The 18086-nt window shown below is 67.7% G+C and carries 15 protein-coding genes; 5 read left to right on the forward strand and 10 right to left on the reverse strand.

The annotated features are described in order from the left end of the window. Positions 1 to 217 precede the first annotated feature (217 nt). Positions 218 to 622, forward strand: coding sequence for a hypothetical protein (locus tag AB0F17_RS64300; RefSeq protein WP_358046920.1), 405 nt, complete (start codon positions 218 to 220; stop codon positions 620 to 622). Positions 623 to 1152: 530 nt separating this feature from the next. Here AB0F17_RS64300 and AB0F17_RS64305 read toward each other — a convergent pair. Both AB0F17_RS64305 and AB0F17_RS64310 read right to left on the reverse strand, forming a co-directional pair. Continuing rightward, positions 1153 to 1764: a DUF6461 domain-containing protein gene (locus AB0F17_RS64305; RefSeq protein ID WP_358046827.1), complete on the reverse strand. Its 612-nt coding sequence runs from the start codon at positions 1762 to 1764 to the stop codon at positions 1153 to 1155. Between the two features lie 116 nt (positions 1765 to 1880). Next, positions 1881 to 3167, reverse strand: a complete 1287-nt coding sequence (locus tag AB0F17_RS64310; RefSeq protein ID WP_358046830.1) for a benzoate/H(+) symporter BenE family transporter — start codon at positions 3165 to 3167, stop codon at positions 1881 to 1883. A 100-nt stretch (positions 3168 to 3267) separates the two neighbouring features. On the opposite strand from AB0F17_RS64310, the gene AB0F17_RS64315 reads away from it, so the two are divergent. Beyond that, a complete protein-coding gene (locus tag AB0F17_RS64315) occupies positions 3268 to 3810 on the forward strand; it encodes an XRE family transcriptional regulator (RefSeq protein WP_358046833.1) in 543 nt (180 codons plus the stop codon). 177 nt (positions 3811 to 3987) lie between these two features. Beyond that, the gene (locus AB0F17_RS64320) at positions 3988 to 4641 is read left to right on the forward strand and encodes a hypothetical protein (protein WP_358046836.1); all 654 of its coding nucleotides are present in this window, start codon (positions 3988 to 3990) and stop codon (positions 4639 to 4641) included. Here the strand turns inward: AB0F17_RS64320 and AB0F17_RS64325 are convergent. Both AB0F17_RS64325 and AB0F17_RS64330 read right to left on the reverse strand, forming a co-directional pair. Next, on the reverse strand, positions 4638 to 7292 hold the full coding sequence (locus AB0F17_RS64325; protein ID WP_358046839.1) for a M48 family metalloprotease: 2655 nt from the start codon (positions 7290 to 7292) through the stop codon (positions 4638 to 4640). The genes AB0F17_RS64320 and AB0F17_RS64325 overlap by 4 nt on opposite strands. Next, the gene (locus AB0F17_RS64330) at positions 7289 to 7762 is read right to left on the reverse strand and encodes a hypothetical protein (RefSeq protein WP_358046842.1); all 474 of its coding nucleotides are present in this window, start codon (positions 7760 to 7762) and stop codon (positions 7289 to 7291) included. The genes AB0F17_RS64325 and AB0F17_RS64330 overlap by 4 nt, the downstream gene beginning before the upstream one ends. 402 nt (positions 7763 to 8164) lie before the next feature. Between AB0F17_RS64330 and AB0F17_RS64335 the strand changes: the two genes are divergently transcribed. Both AB0F17_RS64335 and AB0F17_RS64340 read left to right on the forward strand, forming a co-directional pair. Further along, positions 8165 to 9382, forward strand: coding sequence for an RNA ligase RtcB family protein (locus tag AB0F17_RS64335; RefSeq protein WP_358046845.1), 1218 nt, complete (start codon positions 8165 to 8167; stop codon positions 9380 to 9382). Positions 9383 to 9458: 76 nt separating this feature from the next. Beyond that, on the forward strand, positions 9459 to 10703 hold the full coding sequence (locus AB0F17_RS64340; RefSeq protein ID WP_358046848.1) for an MFS transporter: 1245 nt from the start codon (positions 9459 to 9461) through the stop codon (positions 10701 to 10703). Here AB0F17_RS64340 and AB0F17_RS64345 read toward each other — a convergent pair. From AB0F17_RS64345 to AB0F17_RS64370, 6 genes are all read right to left on the reverse strand, one after another. Then, the gene (locus AB0F17_RS64345) at positions 10690 to 11361 is read right to left on the reverse strand and encodes a hypothetical protein (protein WP_358046850.1); all 672 of its coding nucleotides are present in this window, start codon (positions 11359 to 11361) and stop codon (positions 10690 to 10692) included. The genes AB0F17_RS64340 and AB0F17_RS64345 overlap by 14 nt on opposite strands. A 267-nt stretch (positions 11362 to 11628) precedes the next feature. Next, the gene (locus tag AB0F17_RS64350) at positions 11629 to 15507 is read right to left on the reverse strand and encodes a hypothetical protein (RefSeq protein ID WP_358046853.1); all 3879 of its coding nucleotides are present in this window, start codon (positions 15505 to 15507) and stop codon (positions 11629 to 11631) included. Positions 15508 to 15570: 63 nt separating this feature from the next. Next, positions 15571 to 16167 (reverse strand): RICIN domain-containing protein, encoded by a 597-nt coding sequence (locus tag AB0F17_RS64355; RefSeq protein ID WP_358046856.1) that lies wholly within the window; start codon positions 16165 to 16167, stop codon positions 15571 to 15573. Between the two features lie 118 nt (positions 16168 to 16285). Beyond that, positions 16286 to 16855 carry a hypothetical protein gene (locus AB0F17_RS64360; protein WP_358046859.1) on the reverse strand — a complete coding sequence of 190 codons (570 nt, stop codon included), beginning with the start codon at positions 16853 to 16855 and terminating at the stop codon, positions 16286 to 16288. Positions 16856 to 16990: 135 nt separating this feature from the next. Further along, positions 16991 to 17491, reverse strand: a complete 501-nt coding sequence (locus AB0F17_RS64365) for a DUF2690 domain-containing protein (RefSeq protein WP_358046862.1) — start codon at positions 17489 to 17491, stop codon at positions 16991 to 16993. Positions 17492 to 17535: 44 nt separating this feature from the next. After that, complete coding sequence (locus AB0F17_RS64370; protein ID WP_358046865.1) at positions 17536 to 17970, reverse strand: hypothetical protein; 435 nt, start codon at positions 17968 to 17970, stop codon at positions 17536 to 17538. Positions 17971 to 18086: the final 116 nt, after the last annotated feature.

Raw genomic sequence — 18086 nt, forward strand, 5'->3', positions numbered from 1 at the left:
CAGCTGGCCACACCAACGACCAATAACAATCAAGCACATCAAGGGGTCAAAATTCAGACGACGCCAGGGGGTCCAGATTCAGCCGTCGTTGACACTGTGGTCGCCGTCGCGCCACCTGGCAGACAGGCTGTTTCTCTGCGCGTTTCCGGTGATGTCCTTCAGACTGATGTCTGTCGTGATGACTTCGCTAGGGCCCCGTGGAGGTGGCTTGCTGTTGATGTTCGGTAGGGACGGGGAGACGTGGGATCTACTGGTCGAGAAGGGGTTGGAGTTCCTGATCGAGCAGGCGCGATTGGAGCGGACCACTACTTACACGGAGTTGAATGCGGTGCTTGCTCGGCGGACAGGTTTGCGAGAGTTTGATTTCTCGCGGCAGGACGAACGGGCGGCAATGGGGCATCTGCTGGGGCTGATCGTGGAGAAGAACCTGCCGGAGGTTGGGTTCATGATCTCTGCGCTGGTCCAATACCTCGACGTCAACGATGCCGGTCCCGGCTTCTATCACCTGGCAACGGAGAAGGAGCTGTTGCCGCATCGTGCGTCTCGAAACGTCAAAACGGACTTCTGGGTGTCTCAGGTATCCGCTGCCTACCGGCGTTATGGTCGCGCTCCTCGGCCCTGACGGTCTCCGCGACACGTCAGACGAGTGCACATGAATGCTGAAACACGACTAGCGCGCCCGCGAAGATCACGAACACGCTGGTCGGACATGCTCGTCCCACCTCTACTCGGCGAGGGCGTCGGCGATCCTTCGCCTGGCGGCCTCGTCTTGGCCGACGATGCATTTGGCATAGATGCGCAGGAGCACGTCAACGTGTGTCCCGCCTATTTGGCCACCGGAGGAGGACGAACGCCTGTATCTGCACTTCAGACGCAGATATGGTCCGTGCTCATCTGCTACCGGTGCGCCGACTACGGCCGCGATCCGGCCCGCACACCTTCTGCCACCAGCAGCAGGTCGGCTACGTGCTCGCCGTTGGCATCGATCTGCCCCTGTTGCGGCCGGGCCGAACCCGCTGCGCACGTGCTGGATCGGCTGCTCGCCCACGGTGAGGCGGCCCTGTGTGACCGCCGGGACCGCCGGGAATAGACAGCCCGCCGGCGCGTCGGTCGGCAGGCCGGCGACGTGCCACACGGGCTGAGCGTGGGCCGTCAGGAGGTGGGTCTGATGCAGGAGTGCTGCGCCTCGAACCAGTCGGTGGCGATGTCGGTTCCCGTGAAGCGTCCGATCAGGGTCAAGGCCGAGCTGACGCTCTCCTCCCGGTCCACGCGATCGTCGAAGACGTCGTCCGCGCTGATCTGGAAGCGCAGCCCGTCCATCAGGTGATCGAGCGCGTGCGGGTCGTCGCCGAAACGTGACTCCGGCCAGGTGGGACTGAAGGAGGTCACCAGACGCCCGCCGCGGACATAGTGGAAATAGGTTCTGTTGCTGATGTCCATGCTGAGGCCGAAGGCCTCGCGGCCGCCCGCGGTGATGGACACCAGGCGCTCGCGGTCGGCGGATGCGGGCACAATGCTGACCCAGTCTCCGACCTCGGCGACCAAGCGGGATCCATCGTCGATGTTCTGGTCGAGGATGTCACTCAAATGGCACGGGGTGCGGGTGGAGAGGTCCAGCTGGTAGATCGAGGCGAGGGCGTCGAGGTCCACGCCTTTGATCCAGACGGCGCTGAATCCCAGCGCCCACAGATCCATCTCGCCGTCGAGCCCCTCGGTGAAGAGGGTCGAGGCCAGAAGGTCGTGCAGGTAGGTCGGTGACTGCATGGCCGCCTCTCGGGAAAGAGGGGGTATCCGGCGGGATGCCCCCTCCTCAAAGGTGGGTTACGGGTTGTCTTGCGTGATTGTCACGAAGAAGGCGTTGGCGGGCCAGGGCATGCCGTCTACCGGGCGGGGATGTTTCGATGCTCAGCCACCCCGGAGGGCACCACCACTTCCGCTACGACGGCCGACATACCAGCCACCCGGCCCTCGGGATGTTCCGCCCCAGTTTCCGCCGTGGATGGCGATCGCTGTTCCAACGGTGGTCGCCTGTGCAGCAGGAGTGCGGTCAGGCCGCCCGCGACCAGGCCCCAGAACGCCGCGCCGATGCTCAGGATCGTCATCCCCGACGCGGTGACCACGAAAGTGACCACCGCGGCCTCCCGTCCCTCCGGCTCGGTCACCGCGCCGGCCAGCGACGAGCCGAGCGCCGACAGCAGCGCGAGGCCGGCCACCGCGGTGACCAGCACGGGTGGGGACAGCAGCACGAGAGCCATGGCCAGGCCGGCGCCGAGGCCGAGGGTCAGTTGCCCGGCGCCGAGGGCCACCGTCGCGATCCACCGGCGGCCGGGGTCAGGGTGGGTGTCCGGGCCGGCGGTCAGCGCTGCGGTGATCGCGGCCAGGTTGACGGCGTGACCGCCGAACGGCGCCGCCGCCGCGCTCGCCAGGCCGGTCGCGACGAGGACCGGGCGCAGGGGCGGCGTGTACCCGTATGTCGCCATGACCGCCATGCCGGGGACGTTCTGCGCGGCCATGGTGACGAGAAACAGCGGGATGGCGATGCTCACCACTACGGACGGGTTCAGCGTCGGGGTGAGCAGCTCGAGCGCGGGCCGCAGCGCCGCGCCGGACAGGCCGGTGCCGGGTCCGTGCACCGCGATGGCGATGATCGCCACGACGAGCGCGCCCGGAACTGCCCACTGCCGTAGGTACCGCTGCAACACCGCCCAGGTCAGGACGACGGGCACGGCCAACAGCGGGATGTCGACGACGGCACGGACCGGTGCGGTGCACAGGCTGAGGATGACGCCCGCCAGCATGGCGCCGGCGATCGGACGCGGGATGGCGGCGATCAACCGGGCCGGCCAGGGCGACAGGCCGGCGAGGACGATGAGCGCGGCGCAGACGATGAACGCGCCGACCGCGGCCGGGAAGCCGCCGGGCACCGGACCGGTCGCCACCAGCAGCGCCGCGCCAGGGGTCGACCAGGCGATGCTGATCGGCATGCGGTACCACAGCCCGAGGAAGAGCGCCACCGCCCCGATGCCGCAGCAGAGGGCGAGCAGCCCGGACGCGGCCTGCCCCGGCGTCGCCCCGACGGCACGCAGCCCGGCGAGCACGACGGTGAACGAACTGGCGTAGCCGACCACCGCGCTGACCAGCCCCGCCATGACAGCCTGCACCCGCACGCCAACCCCCTCGGCCTCGCAATCGTTCCGTTTACGGAACGAACCATAGCCACGTGGCCACCGCGGGACAAGTCCGGCGGTGGAATGCAAGGATTGCCGGGTGGACGGCCGTGACACGGATATCGGGAGCAGGCTGCGGCGATTGCGGGAGGCCCGCGGCATCTCCCTGTCGGCGCTGGCCCGCAGCGCCGGCATCGGCAAGGCCACCCTGTCCGGCCTGGAACTGGGCACCCGCAACCCGACGCTGGAGACGCTCTACGCGGTGGCAGGAGCCTTGGGCGTACCGTTGACGGCCCTGGTTCTGGAGCCCGGCGCATCGCCCACAGAGGCCATCCAGGTGCCCGGCGCCGCCGTGACGGCCACTCTGCTGGAGGTCTTCGAGGAGACGACCGCGACGTTCGAGTTGCTGCGCATGCGCGTCCGTCCCGGCATCGTGCAACACTCGCCATCCCACGCCCCGGGCGTGACCGAACACGTCACGGTCCACGCGGGTGTGCTGCGCGCCGGCCCGGCCGACGCGCCCCTGCTGGCTGCGCCAGGCGAGCACATCTCCTGGCAGGCCGACGTCCCGCACATCTACGGCACCGTCGGCCCAGACGAAGTACTGGCCACCCTGCTGATCCGTTCCCCCCGGCAGGCCTGAGTCACCGCACGGCGGCCACCAAAGAACGCGCCCCGAGAGTCCAATGGCATTTCCTTTGACGCTCACCCGTCTGCGAGGGCGACGGTGATATCTCGGTAGCGGTGACTATTCACGGCGAATGCGCGCGTTTATCGTTCGGAGCCTGCCGGAAGCGAACGACCAACAAATGGGGGCTCCATGTCAGCGCGTTTACGACTGGCCGTGGTGACCATTCTCGCCGTCACGTGGATCGGAGGGGGAGGAGGAGTGGGCGGAGCCGAGGCGGCGGTTAAAGTCGACAGCCTCCAGCAGGACATCGCGACGGCCGTCTACGCGGTCCATCGATTCTGGTCGGATCACTGGTCGGATTACTTCCCTGGGAGATATTCGCCGCCGCGCGTCCTGGGTTCCTACGACGGGCGCGACCCGAACCGGCCTGCGTGCTCGGGGCACAAGACGCTGCCCTACAACGCCTCCTACTGCACGACCCAGCATTTCATCGCCTGGGACATCAACCTGATGAGGATGAGCTACACCTACGGCGACGGGCTGGTGTACCAGGTCATCTCCCATGAATGGAGCCACTCCGTCCAGAACCGTATGCCGTTCAGATATCTGGTGCCGCAGGTCGAGCTGCAGGCGGACTGCCTGGGAGGGGCGGCACTCGCGGGGGCATCGAGGGACGGCACGCTCACGTGGGAGCAGGGCGACAACCGGGAGATCGCGGCGACGCTGCGGGGTCTGTCGGGTGACACGCCGTGGACGAACCCGCGCGATCACGGCAGCGCCACCGAACGGATCAACGCGTTCAACACCGGCGTCCGGTACGGCGTCAGGGCGTGCCTGGCCTAGCTCGCCTGCAGATCGACCTGGTGTTCGCCCCCGACGAGCACGCAGTAGTGCAGCACTCTGCTGACCACTTTGGTGACCATGTCCGCGCGACCCCTGTCCAGCCAGACGTATCCGGCCTGGGCCATCGCCCGCAGGGCGGGGTCGTCGGACGAGGCGACATGGTTGATGAGCCCGGCCGCCAGCACGTAGTAGCGCTGGTCGGTGTTGAGCGCGTCGCGCACTCCCGGGCTGGCGAACACGCGCAATGCGTTGCGGCAGGCGTCGAGCTGCGGAACCAAACCCGGCTTGATCGGCTGGTTGGCCGCCTCAATGACCGGCCGCTGCCAGGCCATGCGCGCCGCGGGGATGGCTCCGACGGTCAGCCGCCAGTTCAGCAGGGCGCCGTAGACGCCGGCCGCCAAGGCGAGCGTTATCACGATCGTCGCGCTCACCACGACCGCCCGTCCCCGAAGCGGTTCGGGGACGGGCGGTCGCGTCCGGCCCAACGGTCGCTTCCGGGTACTGATGAGGCTGCCGCACCCGGCGAGCAGAAGACAGGGGTAGATCGCGTACGCGTACGTGAGCGTGGCGTAGTTGCCGATCGTCACCTGGAGCGGCGCGCCCTGCGCGAAGCAGGCGCCCGCCCGCTCCCACCCGCATTCGGCCACGGCGACATGGCCGAGGATCACCAGAGCCATCGGTACGGCCGCCGTCAGGAGCATGACCCCCGCATGAGCCACCGCCCACGTTCCCGAGCCGCGGCCGCCGACCAGGATCCCGGCCGCCAGCGCGGCCAGCGCCAGCAGGCCCACGGCCACGCCCATGGTCACGTAGACGGCTTCGAGGAACTGACCCGTACCCACCTGCCTACTGCCCGCGGTGAGCATGGGTTGCAGCGCGAAACCGCCCACCGCCATGAGGCAGCAGGCCACGGCGAACGGCAGGGAGGCCCGGACAAGCTGGGCGGGCAGGCGCTGGATCGGGACGGGCGCGGCATCGTCGTCGTCGAGATGAAGCCGCAGGCCGCTCCCCGGTGCCGGCCGCGCTCGCGTCCCGGCCGCCACAAGGTAGGCGCAGGCCAGCGCGATGGTGAGCACCAGTGGGGTGTACCTGAGCATCGTCACCAGTGTCACCACCAGCAGGTCCCACGTGACACCGGCCTGGACGACGATGGCGATGCCGTAGAACCAGAAACCCAGCCACGGGCCGATCACCACCGCCGACACCGCCACGGCCGCCAGGGTGATCGTCCGAGGGCGGGTGGAGCCGGCCAGCCAGGCCGAGGAGCAGGCCCTGGCCCAGGAGAGGAATGCCCTGATGATCAGCAGAAGCACGAGACAGTAGGTGAGTCCGACCAGCGGGTTCGCGAAGGCGAGGGTCCAGATCCACACCTCCGCGCGGATCATTGCCGCGTACTGGCCAGCGATGACGCCCACCGTGAAGCTGGCCGAGGCCCACCACAGACTCATCCGCGAACCATGTCCCGCGAGCCGCCCGGTGCTCGCCCTCCAGACGGCCACGACGAGGACGCCTGAGATGAGCAGCCCGAACATGAGCCCGGGCGTGAAGTAGCGGGCGTCGATCACCCCCTCGGTGTCGAGCTGGGAATAGGAGTGGTAGACGGGTGCGAAACCCAGGCCCGCCAGCGACCCCGCGCTGAACATCTCCCACTGGTCCAGGCGCAGGAGCCTGCCCGGCTCGTTCAGTACGGCCAGGCGATACCGCAGGGCGGGATGGCTGCTGAAGAAGCGCAGCGGCCCCGGGTAGTGCCGGTTCGACGAGGCGGTCTCGATCGCCGCGGCCATCGTCTCCTGCCGTTCGGCGGTGTCGCCCGCCCTGACGTCCGCGTGGTGCTCGCGGGCGCGAAGCACCGCGGTCCTGGCCAGCCACAGCACCAGGGTCATCGCCGCCAGCCTGGCGCACTGCGGAAGCAGGCCGCCGGGAACCCAGATCGCCGTGGCGACCAGCGCGGGCACGCAGGCCGTCAGCAGGAACGACCACCAGATCGCCACCGTGAAGTGCGCGATACCGACGTCGCGGTTGCGAATGTGCGCCAGTTCGTGGCGCAGGACCGCCTCGGTAGTGGCGGGCGTCGTCGCGTGCGCGAGGACAAGCCCCATGCTCAGCACCACGATGTGGCGTCGCGGCAGGCCGAGCGCGCGCCCGGTGACTTCTCCCCTTCCCGGATCCACCAGCAACCGGACGTTCTTGCCGGGAGCCTCCTCCTCGGCGATGGAGGTGAACCTGCGTACCAGGTCCGCGTGGGCTTCGCCGCCGCTCACCTGCGCGAGGGCCATGAGGCCGCGGCGGTACGCCCACAGCGGGTGAAACGCGTAGAACAGCAGGGCGAACAGCGCGGGCACGACGAGCGACCCGATCGGCAGGAGTGCCTCGCCCGCCGTCACTCCCGCGGTGCACTCGCCGTACCTGTCCACGAGCAGGGTCGGTTCGACCGAGCGCACGCCGGAACGCAGCGATGACAGGCACTCCGCGTGCCGGATGTGCTCGGGCAGATAGGCGACGCGCAGCCGCAGCTCGAACAGAAAAAGAGCAAGGTAGAGGGAGCAGGCGATCGTCGCGGTGATCAGGATGAGGAACCGGGACGTCGTCGACGAGGGCAGCGTGAACGGGTTCAGCCTGCGGCCTGACACCATCTCGCCCGCGGCGGTCACCTCTCGCCCGACAAGTGCCCGAAGGTCGCCTGTCGCAGGCGGAGGGCGGTGGTTTTGTCCACGCCCAGCGCGAGTGCGATCTCCTCGACCGCCTGTGCGGTCTCTTTCACCTGAGCGGGGTCGAGAGCGGGAACGACGGTCTCGGAGCTGGCAATGGGCGCCGGGCGCGAAGGGAAGAGCCTGTTCCGCACGCTCTTGGAGACCTGTTTCGAGGTACGTTCGACGGCCTGGGTGAGCGTGTTGGTCGCCGCGCCGGTCAGGACGGTCAGGACGATGGGAGTCAGGAGTGTCACCGCGTCCGCGAGCGAGAACCCGAGAAGGTCGTCACCGCCGCCGCGGAAGGCTCGCCGAGGGTTTCTCCGGGTGGCCTGGGCGATCGCCGGAAAGTATTCAGCCTCTTTGGGGGCGACCTCGGCGACAATGGCGCGAGCCAGGTCGTCGAAGCGCCGGTTCTCCGATTCCAGCGCCATAACTGTCCTTAACGAATGAATGGCCAGAGTCACCGCATGCTAACTTCCGTTCTTACAGGAACACCAGAAAGAAAAGTTCCGGCCACCGTGATACGCGTTGCGCGTCAAGTCCAAAAGCAATTCCGATTCGGGCGGAAATAATATGCTATGTCCAGGTTTCGTGGCTGAGGGCAGTCCACATTCCTGACTCTCACCAAGGGAACGTGGGGACCCAGCCCGGCGCTTCTCGCGCGTGCGGGGATGGTCCCGGCTGGAGCCCGTCAGGCGGCGCGTGCGGGGATAAACCGCTTGCCGCGAATGGCGCGGCTCAGAGAATGTGGTGTCCATGATGCGCTGACGGACAGCACGCCCGCTACTCCGAGATGCCGCCCGCCCATACCCTGTTCAGCGAAGAGAGCGTCTTTGTCTCAGCAACACACCCGGCAGGAGCTTGTGCCGCTGTCCACCCCGGCCACCGTCACCGTGTTCGCCTCGCCCACAAGCTGGATCGAGTCTGATGCCGTTGCGCAATGCCACCAGGTGGCCGCCCTCGACGGCATGATGCACGTCGCCGCCATGCCGGACCTGCATCCCGGCAAGGGCGCCCCCATCGGCGCCGCCATGGCGTCGGCCGTCTTGTACCCGTTTCTGGTGGGCTCCGACATCGGTTGCGGCATCGCCGTGTTCCCCGTCAAGCTGAAGCGCGCCGTACCCGAGAAGCTCGCCGCCCGATTCCCCGATCTCGATCGAGCGCTGGACCCCGACGATCCCGCCTGGGCTTTGGTCAAGGGTGATGTTCCCGCAGGTCATGTCGAGGGCCTCGGGACGGTCGGCCGGGGCAACCACTTCGTCGAGCTGGCGCGAATCGGGACCGTCTTCGAGCCGGACCACGCGAGCCGTCTCGGACTCGCCGCCGGGGACCTGGTTCTCGTCGTCCACAGCGGTTCCCGCGGACTGGGCGAGCGGATCCTGCGGGCGCACACCGAGGTCAACGGCGCGGGCCCCGCCCCTGATCCCGGCGCCTACCTGGCGATGCATGACGAGGCCGTACGCTGGGGATCCCTCAACCGGCGGCTGATCGCCGCCCGGGTCGCCCATGCCCTGGGCACCGAGCCCACCGAACCGATCGTCGACCAGTGCCACAACCTGGTCGAGATCCGCGACGGGATCTACCTGCACCGCAAGGGGGCGGCGCCCGGTGACGGCCGCGACGTGCTCATCGCCGGTACGCGAGGCACCCCTTCCTATCTCGTGGCCGCCCACGCTGGGCCGAACGCCAACCATTCGGTGGCGCACGGCGCGGGCCGCAAGATGTCGCGTGCTGATGCCCTGCGCCGGGGCCGGGCCAAGCACACGGTCGAGGAGCTGCGCCGCACACCGGTGGGATCGCTGGTGGTGTGCGGCGACCGCCAACTGCTCTTCGAGGAGGCACCAACGGCCTACAAGCGCATCGAGCAGGTAATCGCGGACCTCGTCGACCATGACCTGGCCACGCCCGTGGCCACCACGATCCCTCTGGTCACCTACAAGACACCCGACCTCGGGTCCACACCCCAAAGGGACCGCCCTCGCAAGCGAGGCCATCCCCCGGCCCACGGGGATCTTCGTCGCGGCAACCCCACCCGTATCGAACGTCCGTAGCGTCGAAGCAGGACCGGGCCCGTAGACGCGAAAACACGTTGCCGTAGATGCTGGCAAAACGTATGGTCTTGCGCTCGTGATCACAGTGGTGGAGCGAGTCCTGCCTGCCCGGCTGGGGACAGGATTTCGATGGTTGCTGGCCTCGAGCTGGCTGACGAATCTCGGTGACGGGGTCGCGGCCGCGGCGGGCCCCCTGCTGATCGCGACGTTGACTCGCGACCCGCTGCTGATCTCGCTGTCGGCCCTGGTGGGCTGGGCGCCGCCGCTGCTGTTCAGCCTGTACGCGGGTGTGCTGTCGGATCGGCACGACCGGCGCAGGATCGTGCTCGCCGCGAACGTGGTGCGGACCGTGGTGCTGGCGGCGCTCGTCGTGCTCATGGTGAGCGGCACCGTGACCGTGGCGACGGCGCTGGTGGCGCTCACGCTCCGATCGATCGCCGAGGTGTTCGCCGACAGCGCGACGGCCACGCTGACGCCCATGATGGTCAGCAAGGACGATCTCGTCATCGCCAACGCCCGCTTGGGCACGGGGTTCATCACGCTCAATCAGCTCGCCGGGCCGCCGATCGGCGCGGCACTGTTCGGCCTGGGCTTGACCTGGCCGTTCGCGGGCCAGTTGCTCCTGGTGGTGGCGGGGATCGCCCTGGTCTCCCGGATCACATTGCCGCCACACGGCCGACAGGCCGACGACCCCGTGAGGCCAAACACCGTACGGGAACTGGTCGCCGGGTTCCGCTGGACCATCCAGCACGCGGCGGTCCGCACGCTGGCGCTCACCATCCTGATCTTCAACTTCACCTTCGGCGCGGCCTGGTCGGTGCTCGTCCTCTACACCCAGGAGCAGCTCGGTCTCGGCGCCCTGGGCTTCGGTCTGATGACCACTATCGGCGGGATCGGCGGCTTGATCGGCACTGGCCTGTACGGGGCCATCACCCGCAGGGTGAGCCTCGGCGCCCTGATGCGGATCGGACTCATCATCGAAACGTTCACTCACCTGGGCTTGGCGCTGACCCATTCGCCGTGGGTCGCCGGGGGCATCTTCCTGGTCTTCGGCGCGCACGCCTTCATATGGGGCACGACCTCGGTCACCGTCCGCCAGCGCGCGGTCCCGCGCGAACTGCAGGGCCGAGTGGGCAGCGTCAACACCGTCTGCATCTACGCCGGTCTGGTGGTCGGCTCGTTGATCGGCGGTGTCCTGGCCACCCGCCTGGGTGTCGCGGCGCCCTTCTGGTTCGCCTTCGCGGGTTCTGCGGTGTTCGTGGTGCTGCTGTGGCGGCAGCTCATGCTCATCGCCCACGACCAGCCGGTCACCAGGCGTTGAGTGAGCCTAAGAGCAACCCGCCGGCGATCCCGGTGAAGAAGAGAGCGAACACGATCTGTACGACGAGATCGGTCCCGGTGGGCAGGCCGTAGGCCAGGGCGTCCGTCGTGATGTCCACGGGCATGAAGCTCATGAACATCCAGGCGAATGTGCGGAAGGCGAGCATGAAGAGCCCGTCCCACCAGCCGAACAGCAGTCCCCACAGCAGGACCCCGAGACCGAAGAAGGCCAGGTACAGCCAGCCGCCGAGCGTTGTGCCGGACTTCGGCAGGAACCACTGCTCGCCGCCCATCACCTCCACACCGACGACTTCGTCGTGCCAGAGCCGCAGTGTGGCCGGTTGTCCCTGTTTGGCCTTGGCGTAGAAGCTCGAGGACACGTCGCGGGTCTGCCGGGCACCGTTGGCCCGCTGCCAGGTGACCTCGTAGTGGGTGGTCGTGGTGGTGCTCGTGTGCGTTTGGCCGTTGGCGTCGGTGGACGTCGTCGTCGAGGTCGTGGTGTAGGTGCGCCGGCCGACAGTGGATCCCGCCTCGTTGCCGAAACAGTCGCCGACGCTCCGGTCGCACGCCACGACTTCGCGGAACTCCCTGGTCTGCCGGTACGGGCCGGCGGCACCGACGAGGGCCACCACGAGCACACCCAGACCGAGCGCGATCACGACCCACCGCCCTAAGGAACGCTTGGGCCAAGATATGCGGCGCGGCAACGAACGGAACCGGCGAAACCTCATACCCCATCCTTACAACGATCACTCACCCGTGGTGGTCAATCGCTGCCTCCTTGAGGATCGCCGAGGATCGACTGGCGTTCGACAGGATGTTCGTGACGTACACGGAGCGCGGGGTCGGCACCTCGTGCGAGACGAGTGAACCCGGCCCAGACCGGAGCCCCGGGAGGGTTTCGGTCCGGGCCGGGTCCGTTATGGCTACCCGCCCTGGTATCCGACCTGGGACAGGATCCGAGCCAGCACCCCCGCGTACGTGGACGTCCCGGTGTCGTTCGGGTGGAACGACTCCCGGCTCAGGCACACCGGGTTGGAGACGTCGAGAGGGTTGGGGATGCATTGCGCTGGTTCGTCCCCGGGATGGAAGTCACCCTCACCGTTGGGGTTGAGCATGATGGGGTTGATCCAGTTCGGGCTCCCGCATGCCTCGTGATCGGTGAAGTCGGCGAGCGGGCTGGCCGTGTACACCTTGAACGGCGGGTCGGTCGGAGCCCCCTCGGACTGCAGTTGGGAGACCAGCTCCCACTCCTTGCCCTCCAGATATCGGGCGAGCTCGCCGAGCGCGCCGGCCTCCCCGGAGGTGATCAGGGGCTGGCCGCTGATGCTGCAGCCGCCCGAGGCGATCAGCTTCGGATAGCCCAGCAGGATGATCGTCGCGTTCGGCGCCTTGTCCGGGGCGTGGATCGCCTTGAGGACGTTCTTCAGCTTGGCGGCCGTCCGGTCGAGGATCAACTTGTTCGGGGTCAGGAACCAGTCTGCGTCGCAGTTCGGCGGGACCGGACTGATGCAGGTCGTGAGCGCGTCTGTGAAGGCTCCCTCATCGTTGCCGCCGATGGTGAGCGTGACCAGGGTGGTGTTCTCGTCGAGCACGCCCGAGTCGATCTGCGCGATCTCGTGGAACTGGCCTTGACCCTCGCTGTAGTTCTCCGGATGCTCCCAGGACGTGGGCGCCGTCCCCATCACATGCCCGGTCTCCGCCCCGGAGCAGGCCACGAAGCCGAGCTCGTGATTGGCGTCGTACCGGTCGGACAGCGTGCCCAGGTTCTCGCTGTCGCCTGGCAGGACCACCTTGCGCGACCAGGCGTCATTGCTGCGCCGGCAGGCGTTCCAGGAGGACGTACCGTGATCGGCGTCGGACTCGGAGAAGTAGTCGCCGGCGCCCTCGCCGGAACTGTAGGAGTCCCCGAGCGCGGCGACGATGTGCTTGGGCTTGGCGCTCAGCTTCTGTACGGCGATCGCGTCCCAGGCCACCCGTACGGTGCCATTGCCGTCGTCGGTGACGTTGTCGAGGCGGACGCTGGGCACGGTGCCGCCGAAGTTGTACACCCCCAGCGACACCCAGCCGTTGCGGCGGAGCTGCTGCGGCAGGTAGCGATGCTTGGTGTAGGTACGGCTGCCGTTCACGTCGATGTCGTAACGGGCCTGCTGGGTGCGTGCCCCGATGACCGGCATGTGGACGAGTATCCGGGCCCATCCGGCGCTCTGGTTCAGTGTCCAGATCCCGCGTGCTCTACGGCCGGCGCTCGAGGGTTGGGTGTTGCTCATCCAGAACTGGCCGGCGAAACCGCTGCCCATCTGATGGACGTCGATCTTGCCTGGATAGTTGCCGGATATGTCCGCCAAGAAGTCGAACTGGAAGGAGCCGCCCTCCGTGAAGGCGGGGGCGCAGTTGGGCCTGACGGACGGGGTGCCCTTGGGCAGGTTGTCGATGACCAGCGCGCCGGACGGCAGGCCGGTGAGACCGCAGTTCGGTGCGTAGTTGGTGGCGTCCTCCTGGTAGGCGTAGCCGGCGTCGAAGCGCTCCCTGCCGTTGCCGCAGGTGGTCGGGCAGTTGGCCTTCCACGTGGACGCCTGGTGCCACCAGCATCTCAGGTCGTACTGACCGTTGGCGTTCTTGTGCGCGCAGGGGCCAGCGGGCTCGCCGATCACCTCGGGGTCGTTCGGCGTGTGGGATTCGCCGGGGTAGCAGGCGTTGCCGGCCTCGCAGAACTGCACCAGAGGCGGCTTGACGTTGTACCGGTCCTGGGTGGAGTTCCACCAGGCGTACAGGTGGGAGTACACCAGGGTGCCGGGGCTCTCGATGAGCTCGATCGGGTGGCCGGCGAAGCCCATGACCTTCTCGGGGTAGGGCCAGTGCTGCGGGTGCGCGGCGTCGGCGTAGGAGGTCTCCATGAACGGAGGCCGGTCGGCCGGGTAGCGCGGGTTGACCGGGTTGTTCAGCCAGCCCAGCCCCCACGGCTGCCCGTTGCCCGGATCGGCGTGGAGGCCGGAGTTGTAGGCCCACACCGCGAAGAACCAGTTCTCCAGCTTCGCGGCGGTGCCGTTGTTGACGATCAGCCCCGCCCTGCGGGTCTCGTTCCACTTGTCCTGCAGCATCTGCAGGCCCTTGGCGAGGTTGGCGGCGAAGTCGAGGGCGATCGCCCGCTGCTGGTTGACCGGCAGCGCGGTCTCGCCCGGCTTCTCCTTGCCGGCCAGTCGCATGCCGTCGGTGACCTGCATGATGCCGTAACCGCAGTCGGCCTTGCCCCAGTTGATCGACCAGTCGTCGCCTTCGTCGTCGTTGTAGTAGTCGATGCCGAAGTAGTTGCCTATGAGCGGGTTGGCCGTCACGCCGGGGATGGCGAAGCGGGCGGCCTGCCACGTGTTCGACTCCTGCACCGCGACGCCCATCAGGATCTGCGCGGGCACCTGCCCGCCGCCGTCGAGCGTCCGGCGCGGGAACAGACCCTGCGGCGTGTACGCGGGCATGCCCAGGTTCTTCCAGTTGGCCGGCCGCTGCACGTTCAGCACGCCGAGCACGGCCTGGTCGGCGGCCCACTCCACCTGCCGCGGCTTGGGCTGCATGGCCTGGCTGGCGGGGTCGTTGCGCGCCACCGAGCAGACCTGCTGGCCGCCGTCGGCGGGGTCGTGCGGGCCGCCGCCCACGGCGAGCGCGGCCCGGCCGAGCGCCGGGCTCGGCTCCGCGCCACCGCCCGCGCCGTCCACCGGCGTCACCGACAGCGTGAACGGCTTGTTCGTGGCCAGCGACGCGGCGGTGATGTCCACCCGCTGCGACGCGTCCGGGTCGGCGGGCGCCACCCGCGGGTCCTTGGCGTTCGTGCGCAGCACCGACGTCACCGCGACGCCGCCGGACAGCGACACGCCCGCGTCGTCAGGCACGTCGGCGAGCGCCACGCTCGGCGCCGCCGCGACGCCGGCCTTGGTGGTCTTGGCCCCGGTCACGTACACCTGACCGCCACGGGCCGCCCGTACGCTCAGGCCGGTGATGGCGCCGGTGGCGAGCGTGGTGACCGCGTTGTCCTTGTTCATGTCCACGCGGCGCACAGAGGCGTTCTGCTTGTCCTCCAGCTGCGCGTACACCACGCCGCCGTCGGCGTCAGGGGTCAGCCGGTACGGCACCCCCTTGGCCGAGGCGAGCACGGTGCGCTTGCCGTCGGGCCGCACCCGGACCACCGCGCCGGAGTCGGCGGCCACGATGCCGTCCTTCACCGGCACCGCCGAGGTCAGCTGCCCGGGCACCTCGATCGGCGACCCCAGCTTGCCCTTGACCGTGTCCAGTTCCAGCAGCCGGGTGGAGGTCAGGTCCTCCCCGCCGCCCTGGGTGAGCACCGCCGACTCCGACGGGCCGCAGCCCGGGTTGAAGTAGGCCAGGCTGGTCTGCGCTTTCAGCTTGCGCACGGAGCCGCCGTCGAGATCCACGATCGCGGTGAAACCGCCACGATCGGCCAGCTCGGCCTTGTTGGTGAACGTACGCGGCGCGTACACCACGACGGCACGCTTGCCGGAGGCCGTCACGCAGAGGTTGCCGATCCACGCGTCGGTGTCGAACCCCGGCTCCGACAGCGAGGCCGCCGTCCGCCACCGGTAGCCGTCCTTGGCGTCGGCCACCAGCACGTGGAAACCGGTGGCGTCACTCGCGGTGGTCACCGCCCGGTCGGACGATTTCTCCCACCCGCTGCCCAGCACCTCGCTCCGCTTGGCCGCGTCGATGCTCTCTGGCGCGACGGATTTCGCGGCCGGCACCGCGAGGTCTTTCTGAGATGGTGGTGGGGTGGGTTCGGCAGTCGCGGGAACTGCCATGAATAATAACGTCGAGACGACGGATACTGCAGTCAGGAATTTTCGGGCGCGCACGGCTACTCCTCAGGCGTCGTACCGGAGCCAAACCTGGTGGGCTTGGTGATGGCAGTCCCACTGGACAATGGCTGCGAAGTCGTCCAGCGACCCGCCCTGGACTTCCATGCAGAAATTGGATTCATCGTTCTGCTGGATGTTGGGGTAGGCCTCGGTCTGGATCCAGACCATGGCGGGTACGTACGTGTTGCACTCGATCTGTTTGATCGGCGCCTGGCGATTCGGATTCCAGGCCATGATGCACTTTCCACTCCATGCGTTGCCTATGAGGTGGAAATCGATGGAGCCTTCGCCTTCGGTGTGCCACGTGTACCACATCTGCGAGACCCCGCCGGCGACGCATCTGTATTGCACCGCCGGGACACCCCTGTCTTTCGACGCGCCCAGAATGTCCAGGCACCGGCCGCTGTTGAGATTCCGGTAGGTATAGGGCCCGAGCCAGGAGCCCTGGAGCCGAGTTCCGTCCTTCGCTACCGGCGGCGGGGGCGGCGCCGGAACTTGGCCGGCCCATATGGCGGTGTCCGACTGCGCACTCGCCGTGCCAGATAAACCCAGAACGAGCAGCACGACGGCTGCGATGGCCGAGAGTAATTCTCTGATGCGCATGATGCTTTCCTTTTATGCAGGCTGAATTCCCTGACCCTGGCCGAGCGGGACGCTTGGCCAGGGTCAGGGACATGAGCGTTATCTACGAAAGGCTTGTGCGGCGGGGGACGTGAGCGCGTTACGCTCCCTCAAGAGCCCAGGCGCTGGTCAGGATGCCGTCGAGGTGCCACGGAGGCGTCATCTCGTAGCAGTACTGATCCATGGTGCGGGTGTTGACCGCGCGCCACACGCCCGCGTCGCTGATCCGCCACACGGTGGCGAGTCGCTCGCCGGTCGGCAGCCGGGGCGGGTCGAACTGTCCGTCCTCGTCGACGTAGCCCAGCACGCCTTCGTCTACGAACGTGCCGCTGCCGGCGAGAGTGGCCGCCTCTTGCGGGAGCGCGAGGATATAGGAGGCCCGGTCCACGGCCCGCAGGCGATGTAGCCCTACGCTGCCGGAAAATGTCGTCCGGGAGATGTAACGGGCCGCCTGCACACCCGCCGGCCCGAATCCGTGGTCGCGGATCGCCGATTCCCGCTCGGCTGCGCTGGTGGTGTAGAAGTATCCGCCGATCGGGGTTTTCAGCTCGTACAGCTCGACAAGATCGACCGTGGTCGAGGCGTTTGTTGGAGACGCGGTGGTCGAGGCGGTTGCGGGAGACGCGACCAGAGGCAGGCTGACGGCGAGAATCGCCGCGGTGGCTGCCATGCGGATCGAGCGTCGCTGGACTGAGAACATGACATGCCTTTCACCTGTTATGACGGCGGCGCGTGTTATGGCGGTGGCGCGGCGAGCGCCGGAAAGAGCGCGTGCGATCGCCGCGCCGGATTCATCCACGGCCGGCTATTTCCACGGGGTGCAGTGGTTGGTGCCCGTCCAGGTGCTGGTGGAGCAGGCCCGGGTCGATCTGCCCACTCTGCTCATCATGACCGTGTACGTGCTGCACGCGTCCCCGTCGTACGCGCGTGCGGTTCTGGTGATGGCGCCGGTGCTGTTGTTGACGGCCTCGTGCCAGATGTACTCGCCCCCATAACAGTCCGGCTGGTTGATGGCTTGGATGTCCGTCCAGCTCGCGTTGCAGGCCGGCGAGTAGGAGAGCCGGACGAGAAATTGCTTGGCCGAGAAACCGAGAACCACCATGTCGGCGAGGACGGTCGCGCCGGCGGAACAGCCCGTGGCGTTGGGGTCCTTGCCCGAGCACGTGTTCCCGTAGCAGGTGGCCGTCGTGCCGGCCGGAGCGGCCCGCGCCGCCTCCGACTCGGCGTACGCGACGCTGCTGGCACCGAACGTGGTGAATAACGCGGTTGCCGCCGTGCCGGCCGTCAGAGCGAGTCGACGTTTCATGCGTACCTCCGGTTAACGTTCTGTTTTCGAGGGGGCGGAAATGCCTAACCTATTGGCGAAAGGCTCGTACCCCACGTATAAGAGCCTTCGGCGAAAACCTGCCAATCGCAGCTGCTCCTGCTCCAATAAACCGGTCCTTCGAGCACCACGGTCTGGTGGTAGTACCCGTTCTTGGGATCGAGGAGATTGCGCCAGCTGTAAGTGCCCGCGGGCAGATAGTTCGAGGCCGTGGCGTGGTCGGTGCATCCCTCGTACCGCATCGAGTACGTCCCCGCCGCGAGGTAGATGGTCCTGTTCGCCTGGCTGTAATCCCAACTGTCCTTGGGGTTGGGCTTGAGGATCTGGGTTTTGTAGTTGCATGCGTTGGGCGCGTCGCATAATCCCAGCCTCGTTTCGGCGGCGCGGGCGGCCCCGGCCGTGGCCGTCAGCATGGCCCCTGCCATAACGGTTAGAAAGAGTTTCTGCACCATCGGGCGCATGACTTCTCCTTTCTCGGCTCAGGCTGTTTGTCCGACGTAACCATTTCATGGGGACGGTGAGATCAGAAGGGCAGTAACCGGGCAGCAGCCGGACATTTGTCGGCCTGGTATTTCTC

It is taken from the genome of Nonomuraea sp. NPDC026600, assembly GCF_040638335.1.
Classification (GTDB): Bacteria; Actinomycetota; Actinomycetes; order Streptosporangiales; family Streptosporangiaceae; genus Nonomuraea.